General features: G+C 69.6%; 26 protein-coding genes. 16 read left to right on the forward strand and 10 right to left on the reverse strand.

The features are described 5' to 3' along the window. Positions 1 to 162 precede the first annotated feature (162 nt). Complete coding sequence (locus I4J89_RS09130; protein WP_196413435.1) at positions 163 to 1,419, forward strand: amidohydrolase; 1,257 nt, start codon at positions 163 to 165, stop codon at positions 1,417 to 1,419. Positions 1,420 to 1,518: 99 nt separating this feature from the next. Here the strand turns inward: I4J89_RS09130 and I4J89_RS09135 are convergent, their stop codons facing one another. Further along, positions 1,519 to 2,442 carry a DUF4349 domain-containing protein gene (locus I4J89_RS09135; RefSeq protein WP_196413436.1) on the reverse strand — a complete coding sequence of 308 codons (924 nt, stop codon included), beginning with the start codon at positions 2,440 to 2,442 and terminating at the stop codon, positions 1,519 to 1,521. 105 nt (positions 2,443 to 2,547) lie between these two features. Between I4J89_RS09135 and I4J89_RS09140 the strand changes: the two genes are divergently transcribed. The 4 genes from I4J89_RS09140 to I4J89_RS09155 all read left to right on the forward strand — a co-directional run bounded on the left by I4J89_RS09140 (position 2,548) and on the right by I4J89_RS09155 (position 5,926). Further along, entirely contained in the window at positions 2,548 to 3,180 is a 633-nt protein-coding gene (locus tag I4J89_RS09140) for an MBL fold metallo-hydrolase (RefSeq protein WP_196413437.1), read from the forward strand. After that, the gene (locus tag I4J89_RS09145) at positions 3,173 to 4,099 is read left to right on the forward strand and encodes a hypothetical protein (RefSeq protein ID WP_196413438.1); all 927 of its coding nucleotides are present in this window, start codon (positions 3,173 to 3,175) and stop codon (positions 4,097 to 4,099) included. The genes I4J89_RS09140 and I4J89_RS09145 overlap by 8 nt, the downstream gene beginning before the upstream one ends. 77 nt (positions 4,100 to 4,176) lie before the next feature. Next, complete coding sequence (locus I4J89_RS09150) at positions 4,177 to 4,914, forward strand: SCO6745 family protein (RefSeq protein ID WP_196413439.1); 738 nt, start codon at positions 4,177 to 4,179, stop codon at positions 4,912 to 4,914. A gap of 43 nt (positions 4,915 to 4,957) precedes the next feature. Beyond that, positions 4,958 to 5,926 carry a GNAT family N-acetyltransferase gene (locus tag I4J89_RS09155; RefSeq protein WP_196413440.1) on the forward strand — a complete coding sequence of 323 codons (969 nt, stop codon included), beginning with the start codon at positions 4,958 to 4,960 and terminating at the stop codon, positions 5,924 to 5,926. 1 nt (position 5,927) lies between these two features. Here the strand turns inward: I4J89_RS09155 and I4J89_RS09160 are convergent, their stop codons facing one another. Then, the gene (locus I4J89_RS09160; RefSeq protein WP_196413441.1) at positions 5,928 to 6,389 is read right to left on the reverse strand and encodes a gamma-glutamylcyclotransferase; all 462 of its coding nucleotides are present in this window, start codon (positions 6,387 to 6,389) and stop codon (positions 5,928 to 5,930) included. Positions 6,390 to 6,459: 70 nt separating this feature from the next. On the opposite strand from I4J89_RS09160, the gene I4J89_RS09165 reads away from it, so the two are divergent. Next, a complete protein-coding gene (locus tag I4J89_RS09165) occupies positions 6,460 to 7,920 on the forward strand; it encodes an NAD(P)H-quinone dehydrogenase (protein ID WP_196413442.1) in 1,461 nt (486 codons plus the stop codon). Between the two features lie 6 nt (positions 7,921 to 7,926). On the opposite strand, the gene I4J89_RS09170 is transcribed toward I4J89_RS09165, so the two are convergent. Beyond that, a complete protein-coding gene (locus I4J89_RS09170) occupies positions 7,927 to 8,646 on the reverse strand; it encodes a DedA family protein (protein WP_196413443.1) in 720 nt (239 codons plus the stop codon). 303 nt (positions 8,647 to 8,949) lie between these two features. Further along, the gene (locus I4J89_RS09175; protein ID WP_196413444.1) at positions 8,950 to 10,698 is read right to left on the reverse strand and encodes an acetyl/propionyl/methylcrotonyl-CoA carboxylase subunit alpha; all 1,749 of its coding nucleotides are present in this window, start codon (positions 10,696 to 10,698) and stop codon (positions 8,950 to 8,952) included. 35 nt (positions 10,699 to 10,733) lie between these two features. Here I4J89_RS09175 and I4J89_RS09180 point away from each other — a divergent pair, with 35 nt between their 5' ends. From I4J89_RS09180 to I4J89_RS09195, 4 genes are read left to right on the forward strand one after another with little or no spacing between them, the layout of a single operon-like run. Beyond that, entirely contained in the window at positions 10,734 to 11,303 is a 570-nt protein-coding gene (locus I4J89_RS09180) for a PadR family transcriptional regulator (protein WP_309238241.1), read from the forward strand. Positions 11,304 to 11,334: 31 nt separating this feature from the next. Then, on the forward strand, positions 11,335 to 12,276 hold the full coding sequence (locus I4J89_RS09185; RefSeq protein WP_196413445.1) for an ATP-binding cassette domain-containing protein: 942 nt from the start codon (positions 11,335 to 11,337) through the stop codon (positions 12,274 to 12,276). Continuing rightward, positions 12,273 to 13,028, forward strand: a complete 756-nt coding sequence (locus I4J89_RS09190) for an ABC transporter permease (RefSeq protein ID WP_196413446.1) — start codon at positions 12,273 to 12,275, stop codon at positions 13,026 to 13,028. Before I4J89_RS09185 ends, I4J89_RS09190 begins: the two co-directional genes overlap by 4 nt. A gap of 41 nt (positions 13,029 to 13,069) precedes the next feature. Next, complete coding sequence (locus I4J89_RS09195; RefSeq protein ID WP_196413447.1) at positions 13,070 to 13,849, forward strand: ArsR/SmtB family transcription factor; 780 nt, start codon at positions 13,070 to 13,072, stop codon at positions 13,847 to 13,849. Positions 13,850 to 14,207: 358 nt separating this feature from the next. On the opposite strand, the gene I4J89_RS09200 is transcribed toward I4J89_RS09195, so the two are convergent. The 5 genes from I4J89_RS09200 to I4J89_RS09220 form a co-directional block, all read right to left on the reverse strand. After that, positions 14,208 to 14,822, reverse strand: coding sequence for a Maf family protein (locus I4J89_RS09200; RefSeq protein WP_309238242.1), 615 nt, complete (start codon positions 14,820 to 14,822; stop codon positions 14,208 to 14,210). Between the two features lie 448 nt (positions 14,823 to 15,270). Beyond that, on the reverse strand, positions 15,271 to 16,410 hold the full coding sequence (gene mycP, locus I4J89_RS09205) for a type VII secretion-associated serine protease mycosin (RefSeq protein ID WP_230858636.1): 1,140 nt from the start codon (positions 16,408 to 16,410) through the stop codon (positions 15,271 to 15,273). Then, the gene (locus tag I4J89_RS09210; protein ID WP_196413449.1) at positions 16,407 to 17,675 is read right to left on the reverse strand and encodes a hypothetical protein; all 1,269 of its coding nucleotides are present in this window, start codon (positions 17,673 to 17,675) and stop codon (positions 16,407 to 16,409) included. The genes mycP and I4J89_RS09210 overlap by 4 nt, the downstream gene beginning before the upstream one ends. Continuing rightward, the gene (locus I4J89_RS09215) at positions 17,675 to 18,094 is read right to left on the reverse strand and encodes a hypothetical protein (RefSeq protein WP_196413450.1); all 420 of its coding nucleotides are present in this window, start codon (positions 18,092 to 18,094) and stop codon (positions 17,675 to 17,677) included. The genes I4J89_RS09210 and I4J89_RS09215 overlap by 1 nt, the downstream gene beginning before the upstream one ends. A 99-nt stretch (positions 18,095 to 18,193) precedes the next feature. Further along, entirely contained in the window at positions 18,194 to 18,391 is a 198-nt protein-coding gene (locus I4J89_RS09220) for an acyl-CoA carboxylase subunit epsilon (RefSeq protein ID WP_196413451.1), read from the reverse strand. A 101-nt stretch (positions 18,392 to 18,492) separates the two neighbouring features. Between I4J89_RS09220 and I4J89_RS52290 the strand changes: the two genes are divergently transcribed. The 4 genes from I4J89_RS52290 to I4J89_RS09240 all read left to right on the forward strand — a co-directional run bounded on the left by I4J89_RS52290 (position 18,493) and on the right by I4J89_RS09240 (position 23,274). Beyond that, positions 18,493 to 21,534 (forward strand): serine/threonine-protein kinase, encoded by a 3,042-nt coding sequence (locus tag I4J89_RS52290; protein ID WP_507236525.1) that lies wholly within the window; start codon positions 18,493 to 18,495, stop codon positions 21,532 to 21,534. 64 nt (positions 21,535 to 21,598) lie between these two features. After that, entirely contained in the window at positions 21,599 to 21,814 is a 216-nt protein-coding gene (locus I4J89_RS09230) for a hypothetical protein (RefSeq protein WP_196413452.1), read from the forward strand. A gap of 23 nt (positions 21,815 to 21,837) precedes the next feature. Then, entirely contained in the window at positions 21,838 to 22,581 is a 744-nt protein-coding gene (locus I4J89_RS09235; protein ID WP_196413453.1) for a M50 family metallopeptidase, read from the forward strand. Between the two features lie 30 nt (positions 22,582 to 22,611). Continuing rightward, positions 22,612 to 23,274 (forward strand): M50 family metallopeptidase, encoded by a 663-nt coding sequence (locus I4J89_RS09240; protein ID WP_196413454.1) that lies wholly within the window; start codon positions 22,612 to 22,614, stop codon positions 23,272 to 23,274. Between the two features lie 3 nt (positions 23,275 to 23,277). Here the strand turns inward: I4J89_RS09240 and I4J89_RS09245 are convergent, their stop codons facing one another. Then, entirely contained in the window at positions 23,278 to 24,849 is a 1,572-nt protein-coding gene (locus I4J89_RS09245) for an acyl-CoA carboxylase subunit beta (RefSeq protein WP_196413455.1), read from the reverse strand. A 206-nt stretch (positions 24,850 to 25,055) separates the two neighbouring features. Between I4J89_RS09245 and I4J89_RS09250 the strand changes: the two genes are divergently transcribed. Next, entirely contained in the window at positions 25,056 to 25,976 is a 921-nt protein-coding gene (locus I4J89_RS09250; protein WP_196413456.1) for a hypothetical protein, read from the forward strand. 13 nt (positions 25,977 to 25,989) lie between these two features. Further along, positions 25,990 to 26,814 carry a biotin--[acetyl-CoA-carboxylase] ligase gene (locus I4J89_RS09255; protein ID WP_196413457.1) on the forward strand — a complete coding sequence of 275 codons (825 nt, stop codon included), beginning with the start codon at positions 25,990 to 25,992 and terminating at the stop codon, positions 26,812 to 26,814. Positions 26,815 to 26,817: the final 3 nt, after the last annotated feature.

Consider the following 26,817-nt stretch of genomic DNA (forward strand, 5'->3'; position numbering starts at 1 on the left):
TGTCGCGTCACCTGCGCGATCCACTACCCGTTGACAACAGGGCGGGCCGGGGCGATCTCCCGTGCGCTTTTACCTGACCGTTACACACGGTGATCAGAAACGGATTAAGCTGTCGCGCGTTGCGAAACCCGACATACCTCGAGAGTGAAGACGGAAGCCGACGTGACTACTGCTCTGACGGCGCCCGAGGGCGTCGAAAAGGCGTGGCCCGGGCCGACACCCGGTGCTGATCCGCTCCCTGGCCAGCTCGACCGCTGGCTTGCCGCGCGGGGTGCCGAGCTGGTAGCGATTCGCCGGCACATTCACGCCCACCCGGAGCCGTCACATTCGGAATTCGAGACCGCCGCGCTGATCGCCCGCGAGCTGGCCGTCGCCGGTCTGAAACCGCGCCTGCTGCCCCGCGGGAACGGAGTGGTCTGCGACATCGGCGAGGGTGACCGGGTCGTCGCGTTCCGGGCGGACATCGACGCCCTGCCGCTGCAGGACCTGAAGGACGTGCCGTACCGCAGCACGGTCGACCGGATGGCTCACGCCTGCGGGCACGACGTGCACACCACCGTGATGCTCGGCCTCGGTCTGGCCCTGGCCCAGCTCAACGAGCAGGGCGAACTGCCCGGCCGGGTGCGGCTGATCTTCCAGCCCGGCGAGGAGGCGATCCCGTCCGGCGCGCCCGAGGTGATCGCCGCGGGCGCTCTCAAGGACGTCGCCGCCATCTACGCGCTGCACTGCTACCCGCAACTGCCGGCCGGGCTGGTCGGGGTCCGCTCCGGCCCGTTCACCGCGGCCGCGGACACCGTCAAGGTCGAGCTCTCCGGCCCCGGCGGGCACACCGCGCGCCCGCACCTGACCGCCGACCTGGTGCACGCGCTCGGCCGGGTCATCGTCGACGTGCCGGCCCTGCTGGACCGCCGGATCGACCCGCGCGCCGGGGTGTCGCTGGTCTGGGGCGCGGTGCACGCCGGCCAGGCGTTCAACGCCATCCCCGGCACCGGCGAGGTGCTCGGCACCGTCCGGATCCTGAACCGGGACGCCTGGCAGCAGGCCCCCGAGATGGTCACCAAGCTGATCCACGACGTGGTCGCGGCCACCGGCGCCGAGGTCAAGGTCACCTACACCCGCGGCGTGCCGCCGGTGATCAACGACCGGATGGCCTCGGCCGTCGTCGCCGGCGCGGCGGGTGCCGCGCTCGGCGCCGACCGTGTGGTCGAGGCCGAGCTCAGCATGGGCGGCGAGGACTTCTCCTTCTACCTGGAGCACGTCCCCGGCGCCATGATCCGGCTCGGCACCGGGGTGCCCGGCTCGGACGTCCGCCTCGACCTGCACCAGGGCGATTTCGACGTGGACGAGCGGTGCATCGGATACGGCGTGCGGGTGATGGCGCACACCGCCCTGGCCGCGCTTTCCACGGGCGCTTTCTAAAACCTTCATCGGGTACGCGTTTCGAACAGTCCCGCCGCCACCGCGCGAGGTGACTGCCACTCCAGCCCGGCGGCGCGGCCGCCGGGCTGATGCGGTGGGTCAGGGCGCGGCGTCCGGCGTGGCCGGTGCCGGCTGGACCGGCGGCTGCCGGCGGCGGAGCCGCCGGATCGTGTAGAAGATCGCCCACGCCGGCACGCCGAGCGCGATGATCCAGGGCAGGAGCGCGCCGAGCACGGTCAGCAGGACCGCCAGTGACGCCTTCAGGGCCTTCCAGCCACCGCTGAGGCCGGCCAGGAAGCCCGGCGGCTCGTCGTTGGGGTCGTTGGCCTGGGTGGCCTCCGGGTCGAGCAGCACGACGGTGATCGTGGAGAGCGCGGTGAGGTCGGCCAGTCGCCGCTTCTTCGCCTCCAGCGACGCCAGGTCCGCCTCCCGGGTCGCCACCTCACGCTCCAGCATCACCAGATCGTTGAGCGACTTGGCCTGGCTGAGCAGCTTCTTGGCGCTGTCCACCCGGGCCTTCTGCACCGAGATCCGGGCGTCCAGATCGACGACCTCCTCGGTGACGTCCTGGGTGTTGATCCCGCGGACCTCCTCGGTGCCGAGCTTGGCGAGCTGGTCCACCACCGAGCTGAACTTCGCGGCCGGCACCCGCAGGGTCAGATTGGCGGTGTCCGAGCCGGTGCCGCTGTGCCGCTCGTCGGCGCCGATGAAACCGCCGGCCGCCGAGGCGATGCCGGTGGCCTGGGCGGCCGCGGCGGTGACGTCCTCGACCCGCACCGTGATCGAGCCGGTGTAGATGATCGAGCGCTGGTCGACGCGCAGGTCCGGCGCCTGAGCGCCGGTGTCCTTGCCCTGGCTGGCGCTGCCCTCGGCCGCCTGGTCCTCGGCGGTGCCGACGGCGGGCGCGGCGGCCGGCGCTCCCGCGCCGGTGCTGGAATCGCTGTCGTCGGCCCCGCAGCCGGCCAGCAGGAGCCCGGTCAGCAGCCCGGCCGCGATGAGCTTGGTGGTTCCCCGTTTATTCATCGGTGCTCCGATCTCGTCGTCTGACCGGTGGGACGTGCGGCACACCTCACCCGGTTCCGGCAGACTGCGAGGTGACCGGTCACGATTCAGCAGCGGAGGGGTCCCGTGCGCGTCACGAAGTTCACGCATTCCTGCCTACGGATCGAGGGTGCCGGGGTCCTCGTCGTAGATCCCGGCGAATTCTCCGAGTCGTCCGCATTGGACGGAGCGGATGCCGTGCTCGTCACCCACGAGCACGTCGACCACCTGGACGTGAAGGCGGTGACCTCGGCGGTGTCCCGGCGGCCGGATCTGCGGATCTTCGCGCACGAGGCGGTGCTGCCGCTGCTCGCCGACGTCGCGCAGGCCACCACCGCCGTCGCTGCCGGCGAGGAGTTCGAGGCGGCCGGGTACCGGGTGCGGGCGTACGGCGGGCAGCACGCCGTCATCCACCCGTACGTCCCGGTCTTCGCGAACCTGGGGTTCCTGATCGCCGGGGACGGCACGAACCTCTACCACCCGGGTGACTCGTTCGCGCTTCCCGATCAGCCGGTGGAGACTTTGTTCGTGCCGTTGAACGCGCCGTGGACGACGATCGCCGAGTCGCTCGAGTTCGTGCGCACGGTCCGGCCGGGCCGGGCCTACGCCCTGCACGACGGGCTGCTCAACCAGCGCGGTGCGGCCATCTACGACAAGCATCTGGAGAGCTTCTCCGATACGAAATATCAGCACGTCGCGCCCGGAACCGTCGTTGACTGACGTGCGCGACGGCACCGAGGTGATCCGGCGGCTCTACGAGGAGCCGCCGGAGGGGTTCGTCGCGACCAGGGCGGCTGCCGTCGAGGAGGCGCGCCGCGGCGGCGACCGGGAGACGGCCAAGCGTCTCGCCGCGCTGAAGAAGCCCACCGTGGCCGCCTGGATGGTCAACCTGCTCGCGCTCAAGCGCCCGGAACTCATCGGCGAGCTGGTCGAGCTGGCCACCGCACTGCGCGCCGCTCAGCGTGACCTCCAGGGCGAGCAGCTCCGAGAGCTCTCCAACCAGCGCCGGCAGTTCGTCTCGGCGCTCGTCGCGGCCGCTCGCAAGCTCGCCGTCGCGGCCGGCGTACCGACTGGGAAGCTGCCGCTCGCCGAGGTCGAGGCGACGCTCACCGCGGCGCTCGCCGAACCGGAGATCGCCGAGCAGGTACGGACCGGCCGGCTGATCCGGGCGGCCACCTACGCCGGCTTCGGTGAGGTGCCCCGGCCGAGACTGCGCCTGGTGACCGGCGATGCCGACCAGGACGACCTGGCGGAGCCGGGCGAGCCGGAGGAGCCGGACGAGCAACCGGAGTCGGAGGTCCCGCGGATCTCGGCCCGGGAGCGGGCCGCGGCCGAGCAGCGTCGCCGGGAACGCGAGCGGAAGCGCCGGGAACTGGACCGGGAGCTGTCCGTCGCGATGGCCGCCGAGCGCCGGGCGGACGACCAGCTGGAACGGGCCGAGGCCGCCGAGCGGGACGCCGGTCACCTGGTCGAGGATCTGGACGCCGAACTCGCCGAGCTGGAACGCCGCCGCACCGAGGCGGTCGCCGACGTGGCCCGGCGCAAGCTGGCCCGGCGTACCGCCGAGCGGGAGTCGGCGGCCGCCCGCCGGCGGGTCGGCGACGTGCAGGCCGCCCTGGACGACCTGGCCGCGGACTGAGCCGACTAACCACTTCGGACGGACGTCGAACGCGGGAGCGTTTTCCTTCGGCGCCCGAGGAGAGCAGAATCTGGCAGGTGACCCCGGAACAGGCAGCGGCCAACGCCAAAGCGGGACTCGCCACGATCGTGGGCGCCTTCGCGGAATCGCCGCAGACGCTGCGCCGTGCCCGGTTGCTGGGCCTCTCCGGCTGGGCGTACCACGTCTCGGCCCGGGCCGGCGCGCTCGGTGACGTCCGCCCGGAGACGGTGGCCGCCGCGCTCGCCTTCATCGCGCCGGAGGCGGTCACCGACGGCTGGGAGGCGACCGCGAAGACGTCCGCCCCGGTCGAGGTCGCCAAGTGGCACCTGCACGAGCTCTGCACCTGGGGCACCGAGCAGCTCGGCGGCTTCCCCCGGCTCTCCCGCCTGCTCGACCTCGCCGCCCGGCTGGTGGACGCGGTGGACCCGGCCGGGCTGCCGCTCTTCGCCGCCTGGCGGGCGATGCCGGTGCCGGACACCGAGCCGGGCGCGCGGGCTGCCGTGCTGCTGCATCTGCTGCACGAGCACCGGCAGGGCATCCACGTGATCGCGGTACGGGCCGGCGGCCTCACCCCGATCGAGGCGATCATCGCCGGGCCGGACGGTGAGACCGGTGCCGTGGCGTTCGGCTGGCAGCCGCCGTACCCGCCGGCCGGCCCGCTGGTCCGGCGGCTGATGTGGGCCGAGGCGGTGGCGAACTCGCTGGCCGGCCAGGCGTACGCGGTGCTGGACCGAGCCGAGCGGGTGGAGTTCGCCGGCCTGCTGGAGTCGCTGAGCCACCGCCTGACCCGCTGAAATTCCGTTGGCAGCCGGACCGGGCGCATGGTCAGATGCCCGGATGAGTGAGCTGCCCACCGGCTGGACCATCCGCCGGCCCACCCTCGACGACGTTCCGGCGATCCTCGAGATGGTGCATGCCAGCGACATCGCGGCGGTGGGCGAGCCCGACTTCACCCTCGACGAGGTGCGCGAGGAGCTGACCGGGCCGAACACCGACATGTCCCGGGACTCCTGGGTGGCCCTCGACGCCACCGGCCGGATCGTCGGCTGGGCGTACCCGCGTAATCCCACCGGCAAGGCCCGCGACTTCATCGAGGTCTACGTCTGGCCGGAGATCGGGCTGGCGGTCCAGCGGCCGCTGCTCGACCTGATCCTGCGACGGATGCCGGAGCGCGCCGCCGAGCTGGGGCACCAGGTCTATGCCGTGCGGGCCGCGGCGATCCCGAACGAGACGGTCTACATCGAGGCGCTGGGCGACGCCGGCTTCACCTTCCTCAAGCAGCACGCCCGGATGCAGATGCCGCTGGACGGTGTGTCCCCGGTCGCGCCGGAGCCGCCGGCCGGCGTGGTCGTCCGGCCGGTCCGCATCGACGACGAGGCCGAGACGCGCCGGTTCCACGCCGTCATCGAGGAGTCGTTCCAGGATTCCGACCACCCCGCCATGGCGTACCAGGACTGGCGTGAGCAGTACGAGGCCGAGTCCGGGGTGGCCTTCGACGAGTGGTTCGTCGCCGAGGTGGACGGCGTCATCGCCGGTGCGCTCCAGTCCGGTGGCAGCGGCGGCGACGAGGAGAACGACGAGGGCTGGGTGAAGTTCCTCGCCGTGCTCCGGCCGTACCGTAAGCGGGGTGTGGGTGAGGCGCTGCTGCGCCGCGCTTTCGCCACCTACGCGGCGAACGGCCGCGCCAAGGCCGGGCTCGGCGTCGATCTGGCGAACCCGACCGACGCCGCGAGCCTGTATCGCAAGGTCGGCATGACCCCGCTCTACCAGGCGAACGTGTACCAGACCACGGTGACCGCGGCCTGAGTCAGACCTCCGGCGACGCGGTCCCGGTCGGGCGCCGGCGCAGCTCCTCGACGTAGTCGTCGGGCGCGCCGGCCTTCTCGGCCGCGTTGGCGATCTCGGAGAGATACCACGCGGTCGGCAGGCCGCCCTCGTAACCGGCGAAGACGTAGACCCAGGCGGAGATGTCACCGTCGAGCGTCGATACACGCACGGTGACCTTCTGGTACGCCCCGGCGGTCACCCCCTCGACCTCGTCGAGCTGTGCCGCGTCCCATGGGTGCACGTCGTACAGCGAGACGAAGACGCGGTCACCAGGCGACTCGACGATCGTGGTCACGGCCCCTTCCCAGCCGATTTCTCCCTCACCGGCGAAGGTGAGGCGCCAGCCTTCGATCCACCCCACGCCGACCATCGGCGAGTGCGGACAGTAGGCCCGCATGCGGGCGGGATCCAGGTTCGAGCCATACGCGGCGTAGTGACGCACGGCGACGACGATAGTCGTAGCAGCGGGTGGTGAGAATATGGAACGTGCGTGTCGGCATGCCTAGTCGGTTTTGCATCGGTTTTCCGCCGCGGAAAAAGCACAGTTCCTGCTTATTGGGAGGGTTTCAGTCGTGAGTCGGATCGTGATCATCGGTGGGGGACCGGGGGGATACGAGGCCGCCCTGGTCGCCGCGCAGCTCGGCGCGGACGTCACCCTCGTCGAGGCGGACGGTCCGGGTGGTGCCTGCGTCCTGACCGACTGCGTGCCGTCCAAGACGTTCATCGCCAGCTCCGAGGTGATGACCGGATACCGCCACAACGAGCGGTTCGGGATCCGGTCGAGGGGCCTCGACGGGGTCAGCGTCGACGCGGTCGCGGTGAACGAGCGGGTCAAGAAGCTCGCCCTGGCCCAGTCGGGTGACATCCAGACCAAGCTGGTCAAGGCCGGGGTCGACGTGGTTCGTGGCCGGGCGCGGCTCGGCGAGGATCGGCTCGGGCACACCCACCAGGTCCTGATCACTCCGGACGGTGGCGAGGAGTACGCGGTGGAGGCCACCACCGTGCTGATCGCGACGGGCGCCACTCCGCGAGTGCTGCCGACCGCCCGCCCGGACGGCGAGCGGATCCTCGACTGGCGCCAGGTGTACGACCTGACCGAGCTGCCCAGTCACCTCGTGGTGATCGGCTCGGGTGTGACCGGTGCCGAGTTCGCCAGTGCCTACCTGGCGATGGGCGTACAGGTGACCCTGGTCTCCAGCCGCGAGCGGGTCATGCCGCACGAGGACGCGGACGCCGCGATGGCGATCGAGCGGGTGTTCCGGGACCGCGGCATGACGATCCTCAGCCAGGCCCGCGGCAAGTCGGTGGTGAACACCGGGGACGGCGTACAGGTCACCCTCTCCGACGGCCGGGTGATCGACGCCTCACACGCGCTGATCGCGGTCGGCGCCATCCCGAACACGGCCGAGCTGGGTCTCGCCGAGTACGGCGTGGCGGTCGGCGACGGCGGTTACGTGACCGTGGACCGGGTGTCCCGGACCAACGTGCCGGGCATCTACGCCGCCGGTGACTGCACCGGTGTGCTGCCGCTGGCCAGTGTGGCCGCCATGCAGGGCCGGATCGCGATCTGGCACGCCATGGGTGAGGCGGTGGCGCCGCTGCGGCTGCGGACCGTCTCGGCGAACGTCTTCACCGATCCGGAGCTGGCCACGGTCGGTGTGTCGCAGAACGAGGTGGACTCCGGGCGTACCCCGGCCCGGCAGGTGATGCTGCCGCTGACCGGCAACGCCCGCGCCAAGATGGCCGGCCTCCAGGACGGGTTCGTCAAGCTCTTCTGCCGCCCGGCGACCGGCCAGGTCATCGGTGGCGTGGTGGTCGCGCCGAAGGCCAGCGAGCTGATCCTGCCGATCACCATGGCGATCGAGAACAACCTCACGGTGGATCAGCTGGCCCACACGATCACGATCTATCCGTCGCTCTCCGGCTCGATCGCGGAGGCCGGCCGGCAGCTCATGCTGCACGAGATTCAGTGAACCTTGTCAACCTGGCCTCGGGCCGGAGGCATCCGGGCCGTTGGCCGGCGCCGGCTGGTGCGGCCCCCACGTTGAGAACGGTTCGGTAGCGACGTCCGTCTTGTCGCCCTCTTCGGTGTTCTTGCCGCCGAAGAGGGCCAGGATCCACCCGGCTGTGCCGAAGATCACTGCGGCGGTCGCCGCGATGGCGAAGAGCCGCCAGGCCGACTGGGTGATCGCGGTGCCGCCCAGGTGCCCGACCAGCCCGCCGTAGCAGGCCCAGCTCAGCGCGGCCGCGCCGTCATAACCGACGAAGAACTTGATCGGATAGCCGGTACGCCCGGCGTTGTACCCGGAGGCCATCCGCCCGCCGGGCACGAACCGGCAGAGCAGCACCACCAGCGGCCCGGGGCGGCGCAGGCCACGGGTGAAGCGTCTCGCCGCCCGCCGGGTCTTGGAGGTGTCGCCGTCCTCGTTCCTCGGGGCGAACCGGTCCCGCAGCGCGCTCAGGCGGCCTCCGGTGGAGCGACCCAGCACGAAGGCGATGGCATCGCCGGTGAACATGCCCAAAGTCCCTACCGCGATGACTGCGGCCAGATCAAGATTGCCGTAGACAGTCAGGGCCCCAGAGGTGATCATGATGGCCTGAATGGGTACCACCGGAATGAGAGCGTCCACCGCGAGGAAGCCGAACAGAGCCAGGTACGCCCAAGCCGGCGTTGCCAACATGGTCAACAGTTCGGTCATCGGCGGGCCACCTCGAGGCTCGGGTCTCTCGGCATTCTGCGTGGGCGTAGCTGAGAGTGCGCTGTGCTCAGCATGCTCCCCGGGTGGTCCCACGCGCGGTGATGACCGACACGCTACGTCCACGTGCCGTTTCCGCGCGCTCCCTTTTCGATCGTTTGGAATCGGCGGGCGTACCGTGGGGGTGCCCGCGCCACCGGGGCCCCTGTTTCCCGGCGACGCGGTCGCGGGCCGCCGGTAGGTCCCGTATCGGCGGCCCGCCCCTTGATCTCCCAGCCAGTGCCGGGTTACTCGATCAGTGCCGGGTTACTCGATCGAACACAGCACCGTGCCGGCGGTGACGGTGGCTCCCGCCTCGACAGTGAGTCCCGCCACAGTGCCGGCTTTGTGCGCCTGAAGCGGCTGCTCCATCTTCATCGCCTCGATGACCACGATGGTGTCGCCCTCGGCCACCTCGTCGCCGTTCTGCACGGCGACCTTGACGATCGTGCCCTGCATCGGGGCGGTGAGCCCGCCGCCGGTCGCCGCGGCCGTGGCCCCCGAGCCGCTCCGCGAGCGGCCCGACGGGCGTTTGGGGGTGCTTCCCGGCGTACCGGAGAAAAGGGTTTTGGGGAGGCGCACCTCAATGCGTCGCCCACCGACCTCGACCACGACGGTCTCGCGTTCGCCGGCCTCGTCAGAGGCCGTGGCGGGCGCGCTGAACTGCGGCACCTCGTTGACCCACTCGGTTTCGATCCAGCGGGTGTGCACCGTGAACGGCTCGCCGGTGAACGCCTCGTCGCGGACCACGGCGCGGTGGAACGGCAGCACCGTGGCGATGCCCTCGATCACGGTCTCGTCCAGGACCCGCCGGGAGCGCTCCAGTGCCTCGGCCCGGGTCGCTCCGGTCACGATGATCTTTGCGAGCATCGAGTCGAAGTTGCCGCCGATCACGCTGCCTGCCTCGACGCCCGAGTCGACTCGCACGCCGGGGCCGGAGGGCCAGGTCAGTGCGGTGACCGGGCCGGGAGCCGGCAGGAAGTTGCGGCCCGCGTCCTCGCCGTTGATCCGGAACTCGATGGCGTGCCCGCGCGGCTCCGGATCCGCGGTGATGGCCAGCGGCTGGCCGGCGGCGATCCGGAACTGCTCGCGCACCAGGTCGATGCCGGTGGTCTCCTCGCTGACCGGGTGTTCCACCTGGAGGCGCGTGTTGACCTCGAGGAACGAGATCGTCCCGTCCTGACCGACCAGGTACTCCACCGTGCCGGCGCCGTGGTAGCCGGCCTCCGTGCAGATCGCCTTGGCGCTCTCGTGGATCTTCTTGCGCTGCTCGTCGCTGAGGAACGGCGCGGGCGCCTCCTCCACCAGTTTCTGGTGGCGGCGCTGCAACGAGCAGTCCCGGGTGCCGACCACCACGACATTGCCCAGCGTGTCGGCCAGAACCTGCGCCTCCACGTGCCGCGGCCGGTCCAGGTAGCGCTCGGCGAAGCACTCACCGCGTCCGAACGCGGCGACCGCCTCCCGGGTGGCGCTCTCGAACAGCGCCGGGATCTCCTCGATCGTGCGGGCCACCTTGAGGCCACGGCCGCCGCCGCCGAACGCGGCCTTGATCGCCACCGGCAGGCCGTGCTGCTCGGCGAACGCCACGATCTCGGCGGCATCCGCCACCGGCTCGGGGGTGCCGGGCACCAGCGGCGCGCCCGCGCGCTGCGCGATGTGCCGGGCGGTGACCTTGTCGCCCAGGTCGCGGATCGCCTGTGGGCTCGGCCCGATCCAGATCAGGTTCTCGTCGATCACGGCCTGGGCGAAGCCGGCGTTCTCGGAGAGGAAGCCGTAGCCCGGGTGTACCGCGTCGGCGCCGGATCGCTTCGCGATGTCGATCAGCTTGTCGATGCGGAGGTACGTGTCGGCGGCGGTATCGCCGTCCAGCGCGTAGGCCTCGTCGGCCTGGCGCGCGTGCAGCGCGTCCCGGTCGCTGTCGGCGTAGACGGCGACGCTGGTGAGGCCGGCGTCCTTGCAGGCCCGGATGACCCGGAGGGCGATCTCGCCACGGTTGGCGATCAATATCTTCCGCACGGCTATGAGCCTAACGGTCGTTCTACTCTTGGGTAGTGTCCGCGACTCGCATGATGATCCTCGGTTTGGTCCAGTGGATGCAGCCGGTGCACGGCTACGACGTGCGCCGCGAGTTGCTGAGCTGGAGTGCCGACAAGTGGGCCAACATCCAGCCCGGCTCGGTGTACCACGCGTTGCGCAAGCTCGCCGACGAGCAGCTGCTGCGCGCGGTGGCGACCGAGCAGGTCGGCGCGCGGCCGGCGCGGACCACGTACGAGATCACCGAGAAGGGCGCGGCGGAGTTCCAGTCCCTGCTGCGTACGTACTGGTGGAACCTGACCGCCACCACCGACCCGTTCATGGCGGCGTTCTCGTTCCTGCCGGCAATGCCCCGGGAGGAGTCGTCGGCCGCGTTGCGTAACCGGGCCACCCAGCTCCAGGGCGGTGTCGAGCAGCTCCGGGCGGCTCTGGGCGCCGACTGGGCGAAGGAGAAGCCGGCCTTCGTGTCGTGGATGTGGGAGCTCGGGATCGCCCGGGCCGAGGCGGAGATCGCCTGGTGCTCGCGGATCGCCGGCCTCATCGAGTCCGGCGAGGACTTTCGTGTCAGCTTTAATAATCAAGTTTGACTAGCTAGATCGATGGTCGTAGGTTGGCCGGATGATTGAGACTCGCGGGCTACGCAAGTCCTTCACGTCCCGCCGGGGACCGACCGTGGAGGCCGTCCGTGGCATCGACCTGGACGTCGCCGAGGGCGAGATTTTCGGTTTTCTAGGCCCCAACGGGGCCGGCAAGACCACCACACTGCGCATGCTGGCCACTCTGATCGAGCCCGACGGGGGCGAGGCCACCATCGCCGGCGCCGACTTGCGGCGCGCACCCGGCGAGGTCCGGCGCCGGATCGGGTACGTGGCACAGGGCGGCGCCACCTGGGACGACTCCACCGCCGTCGAGGAGCTGGTGCTCCAGGCCCGCCTCTACGGCGTGTCCCGCGCCGACGCGCACGCACGCGCCACCCGGGTGCTCGACGCTTTCCAGCTGTCGGAGTACGCGGACCGCAAGTGCCGCACCTACTCCGGTGGTCAGCGGCGCCGCGTCGACATCGCGCTCGGGATCATCCACGAGCCCCGCCTGCTCTTCCTGGACGAGCCGACCACCGGGCTCGACCCGCAGAGCCGGGCGCACATGTGGGGCGAGATCCGCCGGCTGCGCGACGAGGGGATGACCGTCTTCATCACCACGCACTACCTGGAGGAGGCGGACGCGCTCTGCGACCGGATCTCCATCATGGATCACGGGGACATCGTCGCCTCCGGGACGCCGGCGGCCTTGAAGCGCTCCATCGCCGGTGAGGTCGTCCGCGTCTCCCTGCTGCCGGAATTCGTCTCCGCGGCGGCCACGGTGCTGGCCTCGTACAAGACCGACTCCTTCGAGGACTCTCTCCGGCTCCACGTCGACGACGGTGCCGCCGCCATCCCGGACATTCTTCGTCTTCTGGATGCGGCTTCCGTGCCGCTGGCCGGGATCGAGTTGCACCGGCCGAGCCTCGACGACGTCTTCCTCACCAAGACCGGCCGATCCCTGCGGGAGAGTGCGGAATGAAGTTCGTACGCGACACGTGGCTGATCTTCGAGAACCAGATGCGGCTCCTGCTGCGCAACCCGGTCTGGGTCCTGGTCGGCGTCTTCCAGCCGGTGATGTACCTGCTGCTCTTCGCCCCGCTGCTGCGGCCCGCGCTGCAGGTGTCCACCGACGCCGAGGCGTACGAGATCTTCGTGCCCGGCATGCTGGTCATGCTCGCCATCTTCGGCGGCCTGTTCCAGGGCTTCGGCCTGATCGCCGAGCTGCGGGCCGGCGTGATCGAGCGATCCCGGGTCACCCCGGTCAGCCGCCTGGCCCTCCTGCTCGGCCGCACCCTGCGCGACGTGGTCTCGCTGGTCGCCCAGGCGGTCATCATCACGCTGCTGGCGCTCATCTTCGACCTGCGGGTGTTCCTGGGAAACCTGCTGCTGGCGTACCTCATGCTGGCTCTGATCGCGCTGATGACCTCGGCGCTCAGCTACGGCGTGGCGCTGCGGGTCCGCAGCGAGGACGCGCTGGCGCCGCTGATGAACACGGTGGCACAGCCGGTGCTGCTGCTCTCCGGGATTCTGCTGCCGCTCACGTACGCGCCCGGCTGGCTGCAGAACGTCGCCGAGTGGAACCCGTTCTCCTGGGCGGTGGACGGAACGCGGGCGTTGTTCCGCGGCGACCTCGGTGCGCCGGAGGTGTGGCAGGGCCTGGCCATCACCGCGGTGCTCGCCGTGCTGGCCGTGGTGTGGGCGGCCCGGGAGTTCGCCCGCAGCGTCCGCTGACGGCTTGATAGGCAGCCATTTGGCTGCCTATAATGCTTCCTGTGGACGAGGTATTCCGGGCACTCGCCGACCCCGGCCGCCGGCATCTGCTGGACAGCCTGAACCAGACGAACGGTCAGACGCTGCGGCAGCTCTGCGACGGCATGGGCATGGCCCGGCAGTCAGTCAGCAAGCACCTGGCGGTCCTGGAGGCCGCCGGCCTGGTGACCACGGTGCGGCGCGGCCGGGAGAAACTGCACTACCTCAACGCCTCGCCCGTCAACGCGATCGCCGACCGCTGGATCAGCCGATACGACCGGCCACGGATCCGGGCGCTCGCCGACCTGCAAGACGCATTGGAGGGGCCCGGGATGGGGTTCAGCTATACGACGTACATCGCGACCACGCCTGCGAAGCTGTGGGAAGCGTTGACGGATCCCGCTTTCACCAGGCAGTACTGGGGGGTCGAGTTCGAGACGGACTGGAAGCCCGGCTCGGTGATGACCTGGAAGGAGAAAGGTGTCACCATCGCCGACCCCGAGCAGGTCGTGCTGGAGGCCGAGCCGGGGCGGCGGTTGTCGTACACCTGGCACACCACGACGCCGGAGTTCGCTGCCGCTTACGGCTTTGATGACGAATGGCTGGCGGCGGCGGTGCGGGGGAGCCGGTCGAAGGTGACCTTTGATATCGAGAAGCAGGGGGCGGTGGTGAAGTTGACCGTCGTCCATGACGATTTCGGGCCGGAGGATGTGGCGTTTAGGGATGTGGGAGAGGGGTGGGTGTCGTTGTTGGCCAGCTTGAAGACGTTGCTGGAGACTGGGTCGCCGCTGCCCATGCCCTGACCGGTCGGTGCCGCTTTAGCGCGGCGCTGCTTCGGTGGCTGCTCCGCTTTCAGTGGCCGCTTTCAGTGGCTGCGCCGCTTTCAGTGGCCGCGCCGCTTCGGTGGCTGCGCCGCTTTCAGTGGCCGCGCCGCTTCGGTGGCTGCGCCGCTTTCAGTGGCTGCGCCGCTTCGGTGGCTGCGCCGCTTTCAGTGGCTGCGCCGCTTCGGTGGCTGCGCCGCTTTCAGTGGCCGCGCCGCCTCAGTGGTCGCGCCGCCTCAGTGGCCGCGCCTCTTTCACTGCGGCGCCTCTTTCAGTGTCGCGCTGCTCTTGAGCGCGGCGCGATGTCGTCGTTGTCGCGGCAGTGCCGTGCGCGGGCCGGTCAGCGGCGCCAGAGGGCCGTGATCGGGACGCCCATCTCGGCGAGGAGGTTGCGCAGCAGCGGTAGCGACAGCCCGATCACGTTCCCCGGGTCGCCCTCGATCCGTTCCACGAACGCACCACCGCGGCCGTCCAGGGTGAAGGCCCCGGCCACCTGCAACGGCTCACCCGACGCCACGTAGGACTCGATCTCCGTATCGCTAACATCCGCGAAATGCACCACCGTGGTGCCGACCGCCTCCGCCTGCAGCCCGCTGACCAGCCCGGTCAGATGATGCCCGGTGTGCAGCACCCCGGACTTGCCGCGCATCGCCATCCAGCGCTTGGTGGCCTCCTCAGCGTCGGCCGGCTTACCGAATACTTCCTCCTCGAACGCCAGCACCGAATCACACCCGAGCACCAGCACCCCCGGATCGGCCGGCAGTTGGGCCGCCACCGTACGCGCCTTCATCCGCGCCAGAGCGAGGCTCATCGTGTAAGCGTCGTCGGCGTCGACGACGCTCTCGTCCACCCCGCTGACAATGACCTCGGCGTCGATCCCGGCCCCAGTGAGCAGCGCCCGCCGGGCAGGGCTGGCCGAGGCAAGAACCAAGCGGTACGCGATGTCGGTCTGCACGAAAAACGAGACTACAAGCCCCAGGCGGGCAAAAGTGCCCGCAAGCGGCATGTTTCAGCCTGGATCTCACACAAATCGCCGATCCTAGACCTCGCATTGCCGTAGAACTGAGCTGCTGATCGCCGCGCCGATCCTCGGATCAGGATGTGATCTTGCGGTATCCAACTATGCGCATGCCGGGGATCCCGCAGGCGCGGTCCCGGGGTAACTACGGGCGCCGACCCAGCGTCGCGCCGCGCATCCTGTGCGCCTGCAAACCGATCCGAGCGACCTTGGGTGCTTGTTCACCCATGGGCGTGCTCAACCGCCCAAGATCTGTCTGCGCCCGGCAGCGGAAGGTTAGGAATGCTCGCAAAGGGCGTTGATTCCGCCCAAACTTGCGCGAGCGCGCACCCCACCTGGCCAGTTGTCAGCTTGTGCGAGGGGTAGCGCTCAGGCGGAATTCTTTTCAATGGACGCCTGGCGGTCCCTGTGGGCGGCGCCTTCGGGAAACCAGAAACGCAAGAAGGGTCCCGATCGCGATAATTGCTCCACCCCCGCCAAGGACCGCCACCAGTGCGGTGCCACCCTTTTCTGGACGGGGAGGAGCAGCGACATCCTTAGAAGCCGATGGCGTCGCCGTCTCGGAGGATCTTGCACTCGGATTCGCGTTGGAAGTCGCCGGGGGCACATCAGCGGTCAGCGCCTTGACGACGTTCAACACACCAAAGCCACACTCGTCGTCCCGCCCCGGCGGTCCAATATCCGTCGCGGTAAAGGTGAGTCGATAGATAACTTCCTTGGCCGAAAGGTCAGGGAACTTGGATCGCACAAGTGCAGCCGCGCCCGAAACGATAGCGGTGGCTACTGATGTTCCTGCGGTCTTTATGTAGCGATTATTGAGTGCGGTGGTTACTATCTCAGATCCTGGTGCGCAGATATCCACCTCTGGTCCAGTGACTGAGAAGTCGGCATGTTGGCCAGTCCGCTCGATGGCGCCTACCGCTAGAACGTCAGGTATTGCGGCAGGATAGCCCAAAAGTGTGCTCTGGGTGGTATTTCCCGCCGCCGCGACAATGACCGAGTCGGATCGTCCGGCCGCGCTGACTGCGCGGTTTATTGAGAGTGATTGAGGTGCTGCCGCGGACACATTTATGACCTCAGCGCCGTGGCTGGCTGCCCACTCAATTCCAACTGCCAAGTCGGTCCCGCCCTCGTCGGCGCTCGAAGTTCTAATCGGAAGTATCTTGGCCGCGGGGGCAACGCCGAGCACGCCCTCTTTTGCCCCGTGGCCATGTCCAGCTATGGCCCCTGCCATGTGAGTACCGTGACCCGAGCTGTCTGTTTGCCCTGTGCCGCCGCCATCGGCAAGCAAGTCGGTGCCAGGAACAAGGTTCTTCTCAAGATCGCGATGCCGTGAGGTGCCGCTATCGGGAACGCCAACAGTTATGCCAGTACCGGTGGATATCTGGTGCGCTTGGTCGATATTGAGGTATTCGAGAAACCATTGTGCGGCTCTGGTGTTATCTGCGCGAGCAGAATTCCCGGGTGCAATAATCATGGCAGCCGAAATTATGCCGATGCTTACAGCTGCAACTTTGGATCTCATTGGTCGTGGAGACCAATGACGGGGCCAGGATCGATCTTCGCTGGCGGTGCGGGTCGAATGATCGGCGCAATTCCCTGGAGGGTCTCCCAAGGTGTGTCTGGATCCCGACGAGTTGTTCGGTCGTGATCCGTGGCCTTAGGTCCGAGAGGCCTTGGGCTGGGTGCTCCGTGGCCAATAAGGCCTCCGACCGGATTCACCCGCTGTATGCCGGCGCGGCCCGGCGCAGGTTGTCGCGGTGGAGAGGTCGGCATGCTGCCGATGATTCCGTTATGGGGAAAGGGCCGAGCTTTGGTCGCAGGGTCGGGCGCGTAGCTGCCGATGGCCTTGCCTCGAGCAGGCAGCTGACTGAACGCTGAATCGTTGGACCGGGTGGGTGGCGGCGTTGCATTCACGTCGGGCGCGGTTGTGATGGGATTTTTCGGTGACGTTGGAGGTGTGGGATCACCGTTTGGCGTTGGACCCGGGCGCACTTCGCCCAGTACTGGGCCAGAGTGGGGCGCTCGAGAGTCTGGTTTCCCGATGTTGGGCGACGGATTGCTAGGTCTGTCGGAGCCCAGCGCCTCCGCTCGGAAGCGACGCAAGCTTGATTTGCCGTTATTAGTAAGGGACGGTGTTGCGACCGGTAGCGGCGGGTTGAGATAGGCGCCGTCAGGCACAAACTCGCTGCTGATCTCGGAACTAAAAGGAGCCTTGTAGGGTTTCGGTTGGATGATCGAGACCTGGGCCAGAGCGAGCTCCGAACTAAGCGACGACATAACACGCCGAGCCTGTTCCTCAAGCTCCGCCTGCCGTCCCTCCGCGACCGGCGACTGCGGCGGCATCCCCTTGGCCTTGCCCGCACCCAATTGATAGACCCGCATCTCCTCCTCATGCCCGGCCAGCAAAACCTCATTGCCCGCATGCTCACGCTGAATCCCCGCCATCCTCTGGCGGGCCGAGTCCAGCGCCCCCGTCGCCCCGGCCAGGGCCCGGTGGTTCTCCACCGCCGCCTCATACGTATCCCGGAGGCTGGCGATAAGAACGTCGAGCCGCTCCAGATACGCCGCCGCGGCCGGGCTCTTCTCCGGGGGCCAGGCGGCCGCCAGGCCGGCCCGGTAGCGCTCGACGCCGGACAGATGCTGGAGGACCAGCTCGTACGACCGCTTCCACGCGCCGAGGACATGCTGGTGAGTGCCCGGGTCGTGCGGCTCGATCATCGACCACATCTGGGAAACGCGCAGCGCCCACCAATTGGTGCCGCCGCTGGTGCCGCCGCTGTCCAGCATCAAGGCTCCTCGGTGGTGGGGAGGATGCCGGCGGTGCGCAGCCCGGCGTGCACGTCGGTGACCCTGGCCCGGGCGTAGGCGTCGGCGCCGCGATACTTCTCGCTTACCTCACGGGCCGCGGTGGCGAAGCCGTACGTCCCGTTGGCGTAGTTGTAGACGTTCTGCAGGGCGACGTCTTGGGCCCGCTCGTGGGCGGCCCGGAAGAACTGCAACTCCAGGAAGCCCTCGTGCGCTGGTGGCAGCGCGGTGAGCATGGTGTCGCTGACCTGGACCGCCCGTGGGGCGTAATTCTGCTCGACGTCCGCCTTCAGCCTTGCGGCGAACTCCTCCATGGCCAGGATGTCTGCTTCGATGTCGCCGAAGGTGGTGTGACCGTAATCGCGTAGCCACGCCGGACCCAGGTCCTCTTCCGGGATCATCGAGCGAGCCTCCATCGACGCCGAACGAATAATCTCTGTGAGATTAGCCGCTCACAGCGAGTATTTCCGCCCCCTGTGGACAGCGCTCGGAGGCGGCGTTCAGCGCGGCAGTGCGGAGGACCGCCAGGTGCGTGACCTGGTCGTCGGGCGGGCTGATCGGATCCAGTCCGAGGGCGGAACGACCGTCGTTCCGGAATTGACCGAAGTGGATCGAGATGCCAGGATGGCGGCCAACGCTGCCACCTCATGATCGTCTAGGCTTCCCCGTACGACGCTGACCAGCGGTTCCTCATTCATCAGCCGAGCGTACGACGGGTTACCAGAAGTTCGGTGACACGCGTCCCACACTCGGCTGATCAATTCGCGGCCGCTCGACAGAACCAGGTATTTTCTGCGTGATGTCTTCTTCTCCCCCTCTCGTAGTCGCTGATCGGTACCGGCTTGTCGCGCCGCTCGGTCAGGGCGGGATGGGGCGTGTCTGGCGGGCGACGGACGTCGTCCTGCACCGGGACGTGGCGATCAAGGAACTCGTGCCGCCACCTGGGCTGACGCCGGGCGAGCGGCAGGAGATGCGGGAGCGGTCGCTGCGCGAGGCGCGCGCGATCGCCCGGCTCAACAACATCAACGTGGTGCGCGTCTTCGACGTGCTGCGTACGGACGCCGACCCGTGGATCGTCATGGAGTACGTGGCGTCCCGCTCGCTGCAGGACACGCTGGCGGCTGACGGCCCGTTCAATCCGGTGCGCGCGGCCGAGATCGGCCTGGGCGTGCTCAACGCCCTGCGCGCCGCGCACCGGGCCGGTGTGGTGCACCGCGACGTGAAGCCGGGCAACGTGCTGCTCGGCGCCGACGGCCGTGTCGTGCTGACCGATTTCGGTCTGGCTACCGTGCCCGGCGACCCGAACGTGACTCGCACCGGCCTGGTGCTGGGCTCCCCGGCGTACATCGCTCCGGAACGCGCGCGGGACGGCACGGCCGGGCCGGCAGCCGACCTCTGGTCGCTCGGCGCCACCCTGTTCGCCGCGGTCGAGGGGCAGTCACCGTTCGCGCGCCCGTCGGCGATCGCCACCCTGGCCGCGCTGGCCACCGAGAACGTGCCTCCGTCGCGCGCGGCGGGGCCGCTCAAACCCGTACTGAACGGGTTGTTGCGCAAGGATCCCGCCCACCGCATCAATGCGGAGGAGGCCGAGCGACTGCTGTCGCGCGCCGCCGGGCGGCGCGCCCGGGTGACCTTCCCGATGAGCCCGACCATGCGCCGGCCGGGCGTCGGCCGCGAGCGGCCGTCGCTGCCGAGCGGTCCGGGTGGCCCGCCGGTGCTGCCCGGTGCCGGCTTCGCCACCGGCTCGGCGCCGGTGGTGCCCACCCCGCGTCCGCCGGTCACCGCCACCCCGCCGCCGGGCGCGCGGCCCACCTACGCCGCGGGCAAGGCATCCGTCGCCGGCCCGGCGCCGTCCGACGCTCCACCGCGCGCTTCGCGCCCGGGAAGCAAACCCCTGGACGCCACGCGCCTGGATACGCCGCCGGTTTCCGACGAGACAACCAAACTTTCCGGTACGCCCGACGGGCCCCCCAGCCCGGTAAGAGGCGGCCACGGCCACCCGGCGACGCCGGCTGCTCCGCGGTCCGGCGCGCTGCCACCGACCGCCCCGGTCAGCCCGGCGCGGGTCGGCTTCACCGCAGCGGACGTCGCCGCCAACCGGCGCAAGCAGGCCGCACCGGAGCACGAACGGTCCCTGGCTGCCGCGACCGGCGCGTACCCGATCATCGCCAGCCCCGACGACTCGGCGCAGGCCACCACCGTCATGCCGGCCGGCGCTGCTCCGGTGCCCGGCAGTCCCGCAACGCAGACGACCTCGGCTGAGCCGGCTGCTGCACAGGGCACGCAGGCCGAGGCCGCACCGGCCAAGCCGGCTTCCCCGCAGGATGGGCAGACCAAGGACGCGCCGGCTACGGCCGCACCCGCTCAGCCGGACTCAAGCAATGCCGCACCCGCTCAAACCGCGTCAGGCAAGACCGGAACCGCTCAAGCCGCGTCGGGCAAGACCGGAACCGCTCAGTCGAAGTCGGACACGTCCGGGCCGGCCGACGGAGAGTCGGGCAAGCCCGAGACGGCTCAGGCGAAGTCCGGGTCAGGCCCAGCCGGGGCAGCATCCGACTCGGACTCTTCGGAAGCCGAGACGGTCTCGACCGAGCCCGCCGACGCCGAGTCGGACGCTTCTACGCAGAGCAGGCAATCCGGTAAGGACGGGCAGGCCGCCGATGCGGAGTCCGCGCCCGAATCCGTCACCGAGGAAAGGGCTGACACCAAGGCCGGCCCTTCCGAAAGCGCCGACACGCCCGAAGCTGATGCGGCACCCAAGGCCGATGCAGCGACCAAAGATGCAGCGACCAAAGATGCAGCGGCCAAGGATGCAGCGGCCAAGACCGACGCCGCCGACTCCGCGAAGGCGTCAGCGGAAGCAGCCTCCGAGCCGGCCGGCGATGACTCCGCCGACAGCGCGAAGCCCACAGCCGACACCAAGGCCGACCAAAAGGCTGAAGGCGACCAAAAGGCTGAAACAGCGTCCGGCACGAAGGCTGAGCCGGCACCCGCTGCCGACCCCGACCGGACGTCGTTCATCGACCCCGACAAGACCTCCTTCGTCGACCTCACCGCGGTCGTCCCACCGCAGCCGTCCGCCGACGATCAGACCCGGGTGGTCGGCAACGTCGCCCCGGCTACCCGGTTCGCCCGGCCCAACCGCCCGGCCTGGACGCCGATGTCGCAGCGCAAAGTCGTCCGCCGTACCGGAATAACGATCCTCGGAACGACCCTGACCAGGCGGCAGGCCGCCATCGGCCTGGGCATCGTGCTCACCTTCGTCCTGCTTGTCGGCATCATCCTGGTGCAGGCGATGGGCGGCGATTCCGGCGGGCCGACCACGGACTCGGCCAAGCCCGCGGCTGCGGCGACCGGCAAGCCGGGTGCCGGAAAACCGAGCGGCGCGGTGTCGAAGCCGGCTTCCGCCTCGCCGACCGGCGGGATACCGAAGGGCTGGCACACCTACAAGGGCCGGGGCTTCAGCTTCCCGGTTCCGGACAGCGTCAAGTCCTCCGGCGGCGGCACCGGTGTCATGATCCAGTGGAAGAACCGGCTGGTCCGCGTCGACATCATGGACGGGCCGCTCAAGGATCCGGTCAAGTTCCTCCGGGAGCAGGACACCGGCCGCTACAACAGCTACGACGAGATCGGGATCACCGAGCTCGACTTCCACGGCCCGGCCGCCGACTGGGAGTTCTACTACACCACCGACAGCGGCTCCGACCAGCGCGTCGTGCGGCGGGCTTTCCAGCTCGACGGCAAGACGTGGCTGCTCAGCTGGTACACCCAGACGGAGGACTGGGAGGCCGCGAAGAAGGACTTCGCTGTCATCGCGCAGGGGTTCCGAGCGGGGTCGTAGTCACCACCATGAGTGAGATCCGGACGGCTGGGTAGTTATCCGGGATCTCAGATGGAGGTGCATCATGAACTGCCGACGACACGGCAGGAAGCCCACGATCGCACTGTGGATGCTGGTAGCGGTTGCGGACGTCGCGTTGATCGTGGCGGCCGCCGGTCTTGTCACGGTCCTGCTCGTCGTCGCCGGTGTCACGGTGGCGGCCGGTGGCGCGCTCGCCGTGCGTAACCTCGGCCGGCGCGAACCCGACACCGCGAAGGCGGTGCTACGCCGCCGCGCATAGCGTGATCGGCTACAGTCCCCGGCGTGTTGTCGATCGACGGTGTGACTGACCTCTGGGACCAGCTCTTCGGCGCTCAGCCGGACCCGCCTGGCCTTCTCGTGCTGCTCACCGCAGTGGCCGGTCTCCTGGCCGTGGCTCTCCGTCCGGTCTGGCGGGTGGCCCGTAACGCCGTCACCATCGCGCACGAGGGCGGCCACGCCCTGTTCGCCCTGCTGACCGGCCGTAAGCTGCGGGGCATCCGGCTCGAGTTCGACACGTCCGGTCTCACCCTGTCGGCGGGCCGGCCGACCGGTCCCGGCATGATCCTGACCCTGCTCGGCGGCTACATCGCGCCGTCGCTGGTCGGTGTGCTCGGTGCCTGGCTGCTCGGTGGCAACCGGATCACCATGCTGCTCTGGCTCGCGGTCGTCCTGCTGTTGCTCATGCTGATCAACATCAGGAACGCGTTCGGCGTAGTCTCGCTGCTGATCACCGGCGCGATCGTCTTCGTCGTCTCCTGGTACGCGTCACCGCAGGTGCAGGCCGCGTTCGCGTACGCCGGGGTGTGGTTCCTGCTGTTCGGCGGTGTCCGGCCGGTCTTCGAGTTGCAGACGCTGCGTGGCCGGGGCCGGATGCGAGACTCGGACCCGGACCAGCTGGCCCGGATCACCCACGTGCCGGCGCTCTTCTGGGTCGGGGTCTTCCTCGTGGTGAACCTGACCGCCCTGGCCGTCGGCGGGTTCCTGCTGGCCGGTCAGTGGCTGCCGGAGCTCTCCGCGACGTTGTGACCATTCACGGTCGCCGATACCGTGCGTGCTGTGGAGCAGACACCGGGGCTGGCCTGGACGACCGCGGTGATCGCATTCGTGCTGGCCATGCCGTTGTGGCGGTTCTCCATGTACGCGGTCACCCTTGCTCATGAGGGCGGCCACGCGCTGATCGGCCTGCTTCTCGGCGGCAAGCTGGAGAAGCAGAAGATTCGTCTGAACCGGGACGGTGGCGGGGCCACCCACATCCACATCGGCGGCCTCGGCCGGTTCTTCACCCTGCTCGCCGGCTATCTCGGGCCGTCAGCGGTCGGCTTCGCCGGCGTACAGATGCTGGTGCACGGCTTCGACCCGCAGGCGGTGCTGGTGATGAGCCTGGTCTTCGCCGTCTTCGTGCTGATCCTGACCCGTAACGCGTTCGGCCTGCTGGTGGCCGGCGGCACGGTCGCGTTGCTGTGGCTGGTGACCACCCGCGCGCAGGCGGAGGCGCAGCTCGCGGTCGCCTACGTCTGGGTGTGGTTCATGCTGATGGGCGGCTCACGGCAGATTCCCCACCTGTACCAGGGCATGCTCAAGCCGAACAACGGCTCCGATACCGAGCTGTTGCAGAAGCACACGCACATCGGCGACGTAGTGTGGCTCTTCGTCTTCTGGCTCGGCACCGTCGCCGCGCTCGTCTACGGCGGGGCGCTGTTGCTGCGCCACCCGGTCTGACGATCAGAGCGGGATGTTGCCGTGCTTCTTCGGCGGCAGAGTCTCCCGCTTGGTGCGGAGCATCCGCAGTGCCCGGGTCACCTGTGACCGGGTCTGCGCCGGCCGGATGACCGCGTCCACGTACCCCCGCTCCGCCGCGATGTACGGGTTCGCCAGCGTGTCCTCGTACTCCTGGATCAGCTCGACCCGGCGCTGAACCGGATCGTCCGCCGCGGCGAGCTCGCCGCGGTAGAGGATGTTGACCGCGCCCTGTGCGCCCATCACCGCGATCTGCGCGGTGGGCCAGGCGAAGTTGACGTCCGCGCCGAGGTGCTTGGACCCCATCACGTCGTAGGCCCCGCCGTACGCCTTGCGGGTGATCACGGTGACCTTGGGGACGGTGGCCTCGGCGTACGCGTAGATGAGCTTGGCGCCGCGCCGGATGATGCCGTCCCATTCCTGCCCGGTGCCGGGCAGGAAGCCCGGCACGTCCACGAAGGTCAGCACCGGGATGTTGAAGGCGTCACAGGTACGCACGAAGCGTGCCGCCTTCTCCGAGGCCGCGATGTCCAGCGTCCCGGCCAGGCTGATCGGCTGGTTCGCGACCACACCGACCGGCCGGCCATCGACGCGGCCGAACCCGACCACGATGTTCTGCGCGTAGAGCGGCTGCACCTCGAGGAACTCGTCGACGACCGTCTCCACGACCTTCTTGATGTCGTACGGCTGGTTCGGCGAGTCCGGGATCAGGGTGTCCAGCGCCAGATCGTCGTCGCGCACCGAAAGGTCCGCCTCCTCGTCGAAGACCTGCGGCTCGTCCAGGTTGTTCGACGGCAGGTAGGACAGGAGCGCGCGTACGTAGTCGATCGCGTCCTCCTCGTCGCTGGCCAGGTAGTGCGCGTTGCCGCTGCGGGTGTTGTGGGTACGCGCGCCGCCCAGCTCCTCGAACCCGACCTCCTCGCCGGTGACCGTCTTGATCACGTCCGGCCCGGTGATGAACATGTGCGAGGTCTGGTCCACCATGACCGTGAAGTCGGTGATCGCCGGGGAGTAGACCGCACCACCCGCGCACGGGCCCATGATCAGTGAGATCTGCGGGATGACGCCGCTGGCCCGTACGTTGCGGAAGAAGATGTCGGCGTAGAGGCCGAGCGCGACCACGCCCTCCTGGATCCGGGCGCCGCCGGAGTCGTTGATCCCGATGATCGGGCAGCCGATCTTCATGGCCAGGTCGAGCACCTTGACGATCTTGGAGCCGAAGACCTCGCCGAGCGACCCGCCGAAGACCGTGAAGTCCTGGGAGAAGACGCACACCTGCCGGCCGTCGACGGTGCCGTACCCGGTGACCACGCCGTCGCCGTACGGCCGGTTCTTCTCCAGCCCGAACGCGGTGGACCGGTGCCGGGCCAGCTCGTCGAGCTCCACGAAGGACCCCTTGTCCAGCAGCAGCTCGATCCGCTCCCGCGCGGTCTTCTTGCCGCGGGCGTGCTGCTTCTCGATGGCGCGCGCGGATCCGGCGTGCACCGCCTCGTCGGTACGACGGGTGAGGTCGGCGAGCTTGCCGGCGGTCGTGTGGATATCGGGCTGCTCTGTCACGGTGGTCTCCACGCTCGGAAGGCGGCGTTGCGACGAGGATTGTTCACGACGGTCGAGACCGTCAGCCCCACTTGCGGAAAGCGCAACTCAAGGCAGGTCGTGAACAAACCTCGCTCCGTCGATGATCCTAATCGGGTGGCAGTCGCACAGAGGGGGCGTCGCTACGAGTGCGTTTCGCGCGCATTGCCCCATTCGTTACTAACCTCGTGACGAACTGGATGACCGCGGCAGGGCTCGCCTTCATCGCAGGTGGCCTCGCCACGCTGATCAGCTTCCGGGCCATGATTTTCGGCGGCGGTGCCCGTCGCGCGACCCGGGCCGGCGCGTCCGCCCGCCGCCGGCGCTCGCGAAGCACGGCGCCCGGCCCGGTCGCGCTCGAGCCCGAGCCGGTCCGCCCGGTCGCGCTCGAGCCCGAGCCGGTCCGTCCGGTGGCGGAGAGCGAGCCGGTCGTTCCCCTGGCGGAGGGCCGGCGGGGACGCCGGCGCCGGCTGGCCGCCGCCTTCAGCGGACGGCAGGCCGACACCGACGCCGGGCACGGCGCGCTCGCGTCGATCGGCCTGGCCGACGACGAGCCGTTTCTCGAGGACGAATACGCGGAATGCCACGAACCGGAGCCGGAACCGGACGTCGAGGAGGAGGACCGGTACGAGGAGCCGGAGCCACGGCCGGTGGTCGACCGCTCCGACCGCGCCTACGGCGACCGGATCGACGACTGGGTCCGCCCGCACTACCGCGACCTGGACGACCACCTGCCGGCCGGTGACTACTGGACGCCCGTGCCGGACGGCCTCTACGCCGACCCGGAGCCGTCGGCCAGCGGCTACGGCTGGCCGGTTCCGGTGGAGCGGCTGCCACCGGTGCCCGACTACGAGCCGGCCACCGGTTTCGACCTGACCCCGGTGGAGGCCTCGGAGCCGACCACGCTCGTGCCGACCTGGCCGCCGGCCGGGGAGGACCGCCGGATCCGGCTGCCGAGGTCGTGGGCGAAACAGGACGACAAGGCGGACGAGGTGCCTCGCCACGGTCGCGGTGATCGGGCCCGGCCCCGGCCCCGGCCCCGGCCGACCGCTCCGTCCGAGCCGGGTTCCGCGTACGTCAGCCGGCACGCCGCGGGTCCGCACGGCTGACTAGGCTGCCGGGGTGGCTCCTTCGTCGTACGCCGACCTCGACCGGCCTCCGCTCTCCGCCCGGGCGCTGACCCGGGCCTTGGTCGTACCCGGCGGGCTCTGGTCGCGGCTGGACGTGCGCGACGAGACCGGCTCGACGAACGCGGACGCGGCCGAGGCCGCCCGGCGGGGTGAGGCGGAGGGCCTGGTGGTGGTGGCCGAGAGTCAGGTCGCCGGGCGGGGCCGCCGCGACCGGCAGTGGGTCTCGCCGCCGCGGGCCGGACTCACGCTCAGTGTCCTGTTGCGCCCCGGTGTCCCGGCCGCCGGGTTCGCCTGGCTGCCGCTGCTCGCCGGGGTGGCGCTGCGCGAGGCGGTGACCGCGGTGGCCGGCGTGGAGGCCGGCCTGAAGTGGCCGAACGACCTGCTCGTCGGCGACCGTAAGTGCGCCGGGATCCTGGCCGAGGTCTCCGGTGACGCCGTGGTGGTCGGCATCGGGCTCAACGTCAGCACCCGGCTCGAGGAACTGCCCGCGACCACCGGGGTGCCGGCCACGTCGCTGCGGGTGGCGGGCGCCGAGAACCTCGACCGGGATCCGCTGTTGCGGGCGCTGCTGCGCGGGCTGGCCCGCTGGTACGCCGGCTGGTGCGAGGCCGGCGGGGACGCCGAGATGTGCGGGCTGCTGGGGGAGTACCAGCGCGGATGCGCGACGATCGGCCGGACCGTGCGGGTGCTGCTGCCGGGCGGCGGTGAGCTGACCGGTGAGGCGGTGACCGTGGACCGGGACGGGCAATTGGTGATCCGTACGGTGGATGCCGCGGAACATCGGGTCTCAGCGGGTGACGTGCTGCACGTACGCTGACCG

Source organism: Actinoplanes aureus (assembly GCF_015704865.1).
Lineage (GTDB): Bacteria > Actinomycetota > Actinomycetes > Mycobacteriales > Micromonosporaceae > Actinoplanes > Actinoplanes aureus.

Bases quoted from the DNA above. Each gene is read 5' to 3' on its own strand.
- I4J89_RS09135 (WP_196413436.1), bottom strand. From the start codon at position 2,442: ATGAATAAACGGGGAACCACCAAGCTCATCGCGGCCGGGCTGCTGACC.
- I4J89_RS09155 (WP_196413440.1), top strand. From the start codon at position 4,958: ATGAGTGAGCTGCCCACCGGCTGGACCATCCGCCGGCCCACCCTCGAC.
- I4J89_RS09170 (WP_196413443.1), bottom strand. From the start codon at position 8,646: ATGACCGAACTGTTGACCATGTTGGCAACGCCGGCTTGGGCGTACCTG.
- I4J89_RS09185 (WP_196413445.1), top strand. From the start codon at position 11,335: ATGATTGAGACTCGCGGGCTACGCAAGTCCTTCACGTCCCGCCGGGGA.
- I4J89_RS09190 (WP_196413446.1), top strand. From the start codon at position 12,273: ATGAAGTTCGTACGCGACACGTGGCTGATCTTCGAGAACCAGATGCGG.
- mycP (WP_230858636.1), bottom strand. From the start codon at position 16,410: ATGAGATCCAAAGTTGCAGCTGTAAGCATCGGCATAATTTCGGCTGCC.
- I4J89_RS09210 (WP_196413449.1), bottom strand. From the start codon at position 17,675: ATGCTGGACAGCGGCGGCACCAGCGGCGGCACCAATTGGTGGGCGCTG.
- I4J89_RS09215 (WP_196413450.1), bottom strand. From the start codon at position 18,094: ATGATCCCGGAAGAGGACCTGGGTCCGGCGTGGCTACGCGATTACGGT.
- I4J89_RS09220 (WP_196413451.1), bottom strand. From the start codon at position 18,391: ATGAATGAGGAACCGCTGGTCAGCGTCGTACGGGGAAGCCTAGACGAT.
- I4J89_RS52290 (WP_507236525.1), top strand. From the start codon at position 18,493: ATGTCTTCTTCTCCCCCTCTCGTAGTCGCTGATCGGTACCGGCTTGTC.
- I4J89_RS09230 (WP_196413452.1), top strand. From the start codon at position 21,599: ATGAACTGCCGACGACACGGCAGGAAGCCCACGATCGCACTGTGGATG.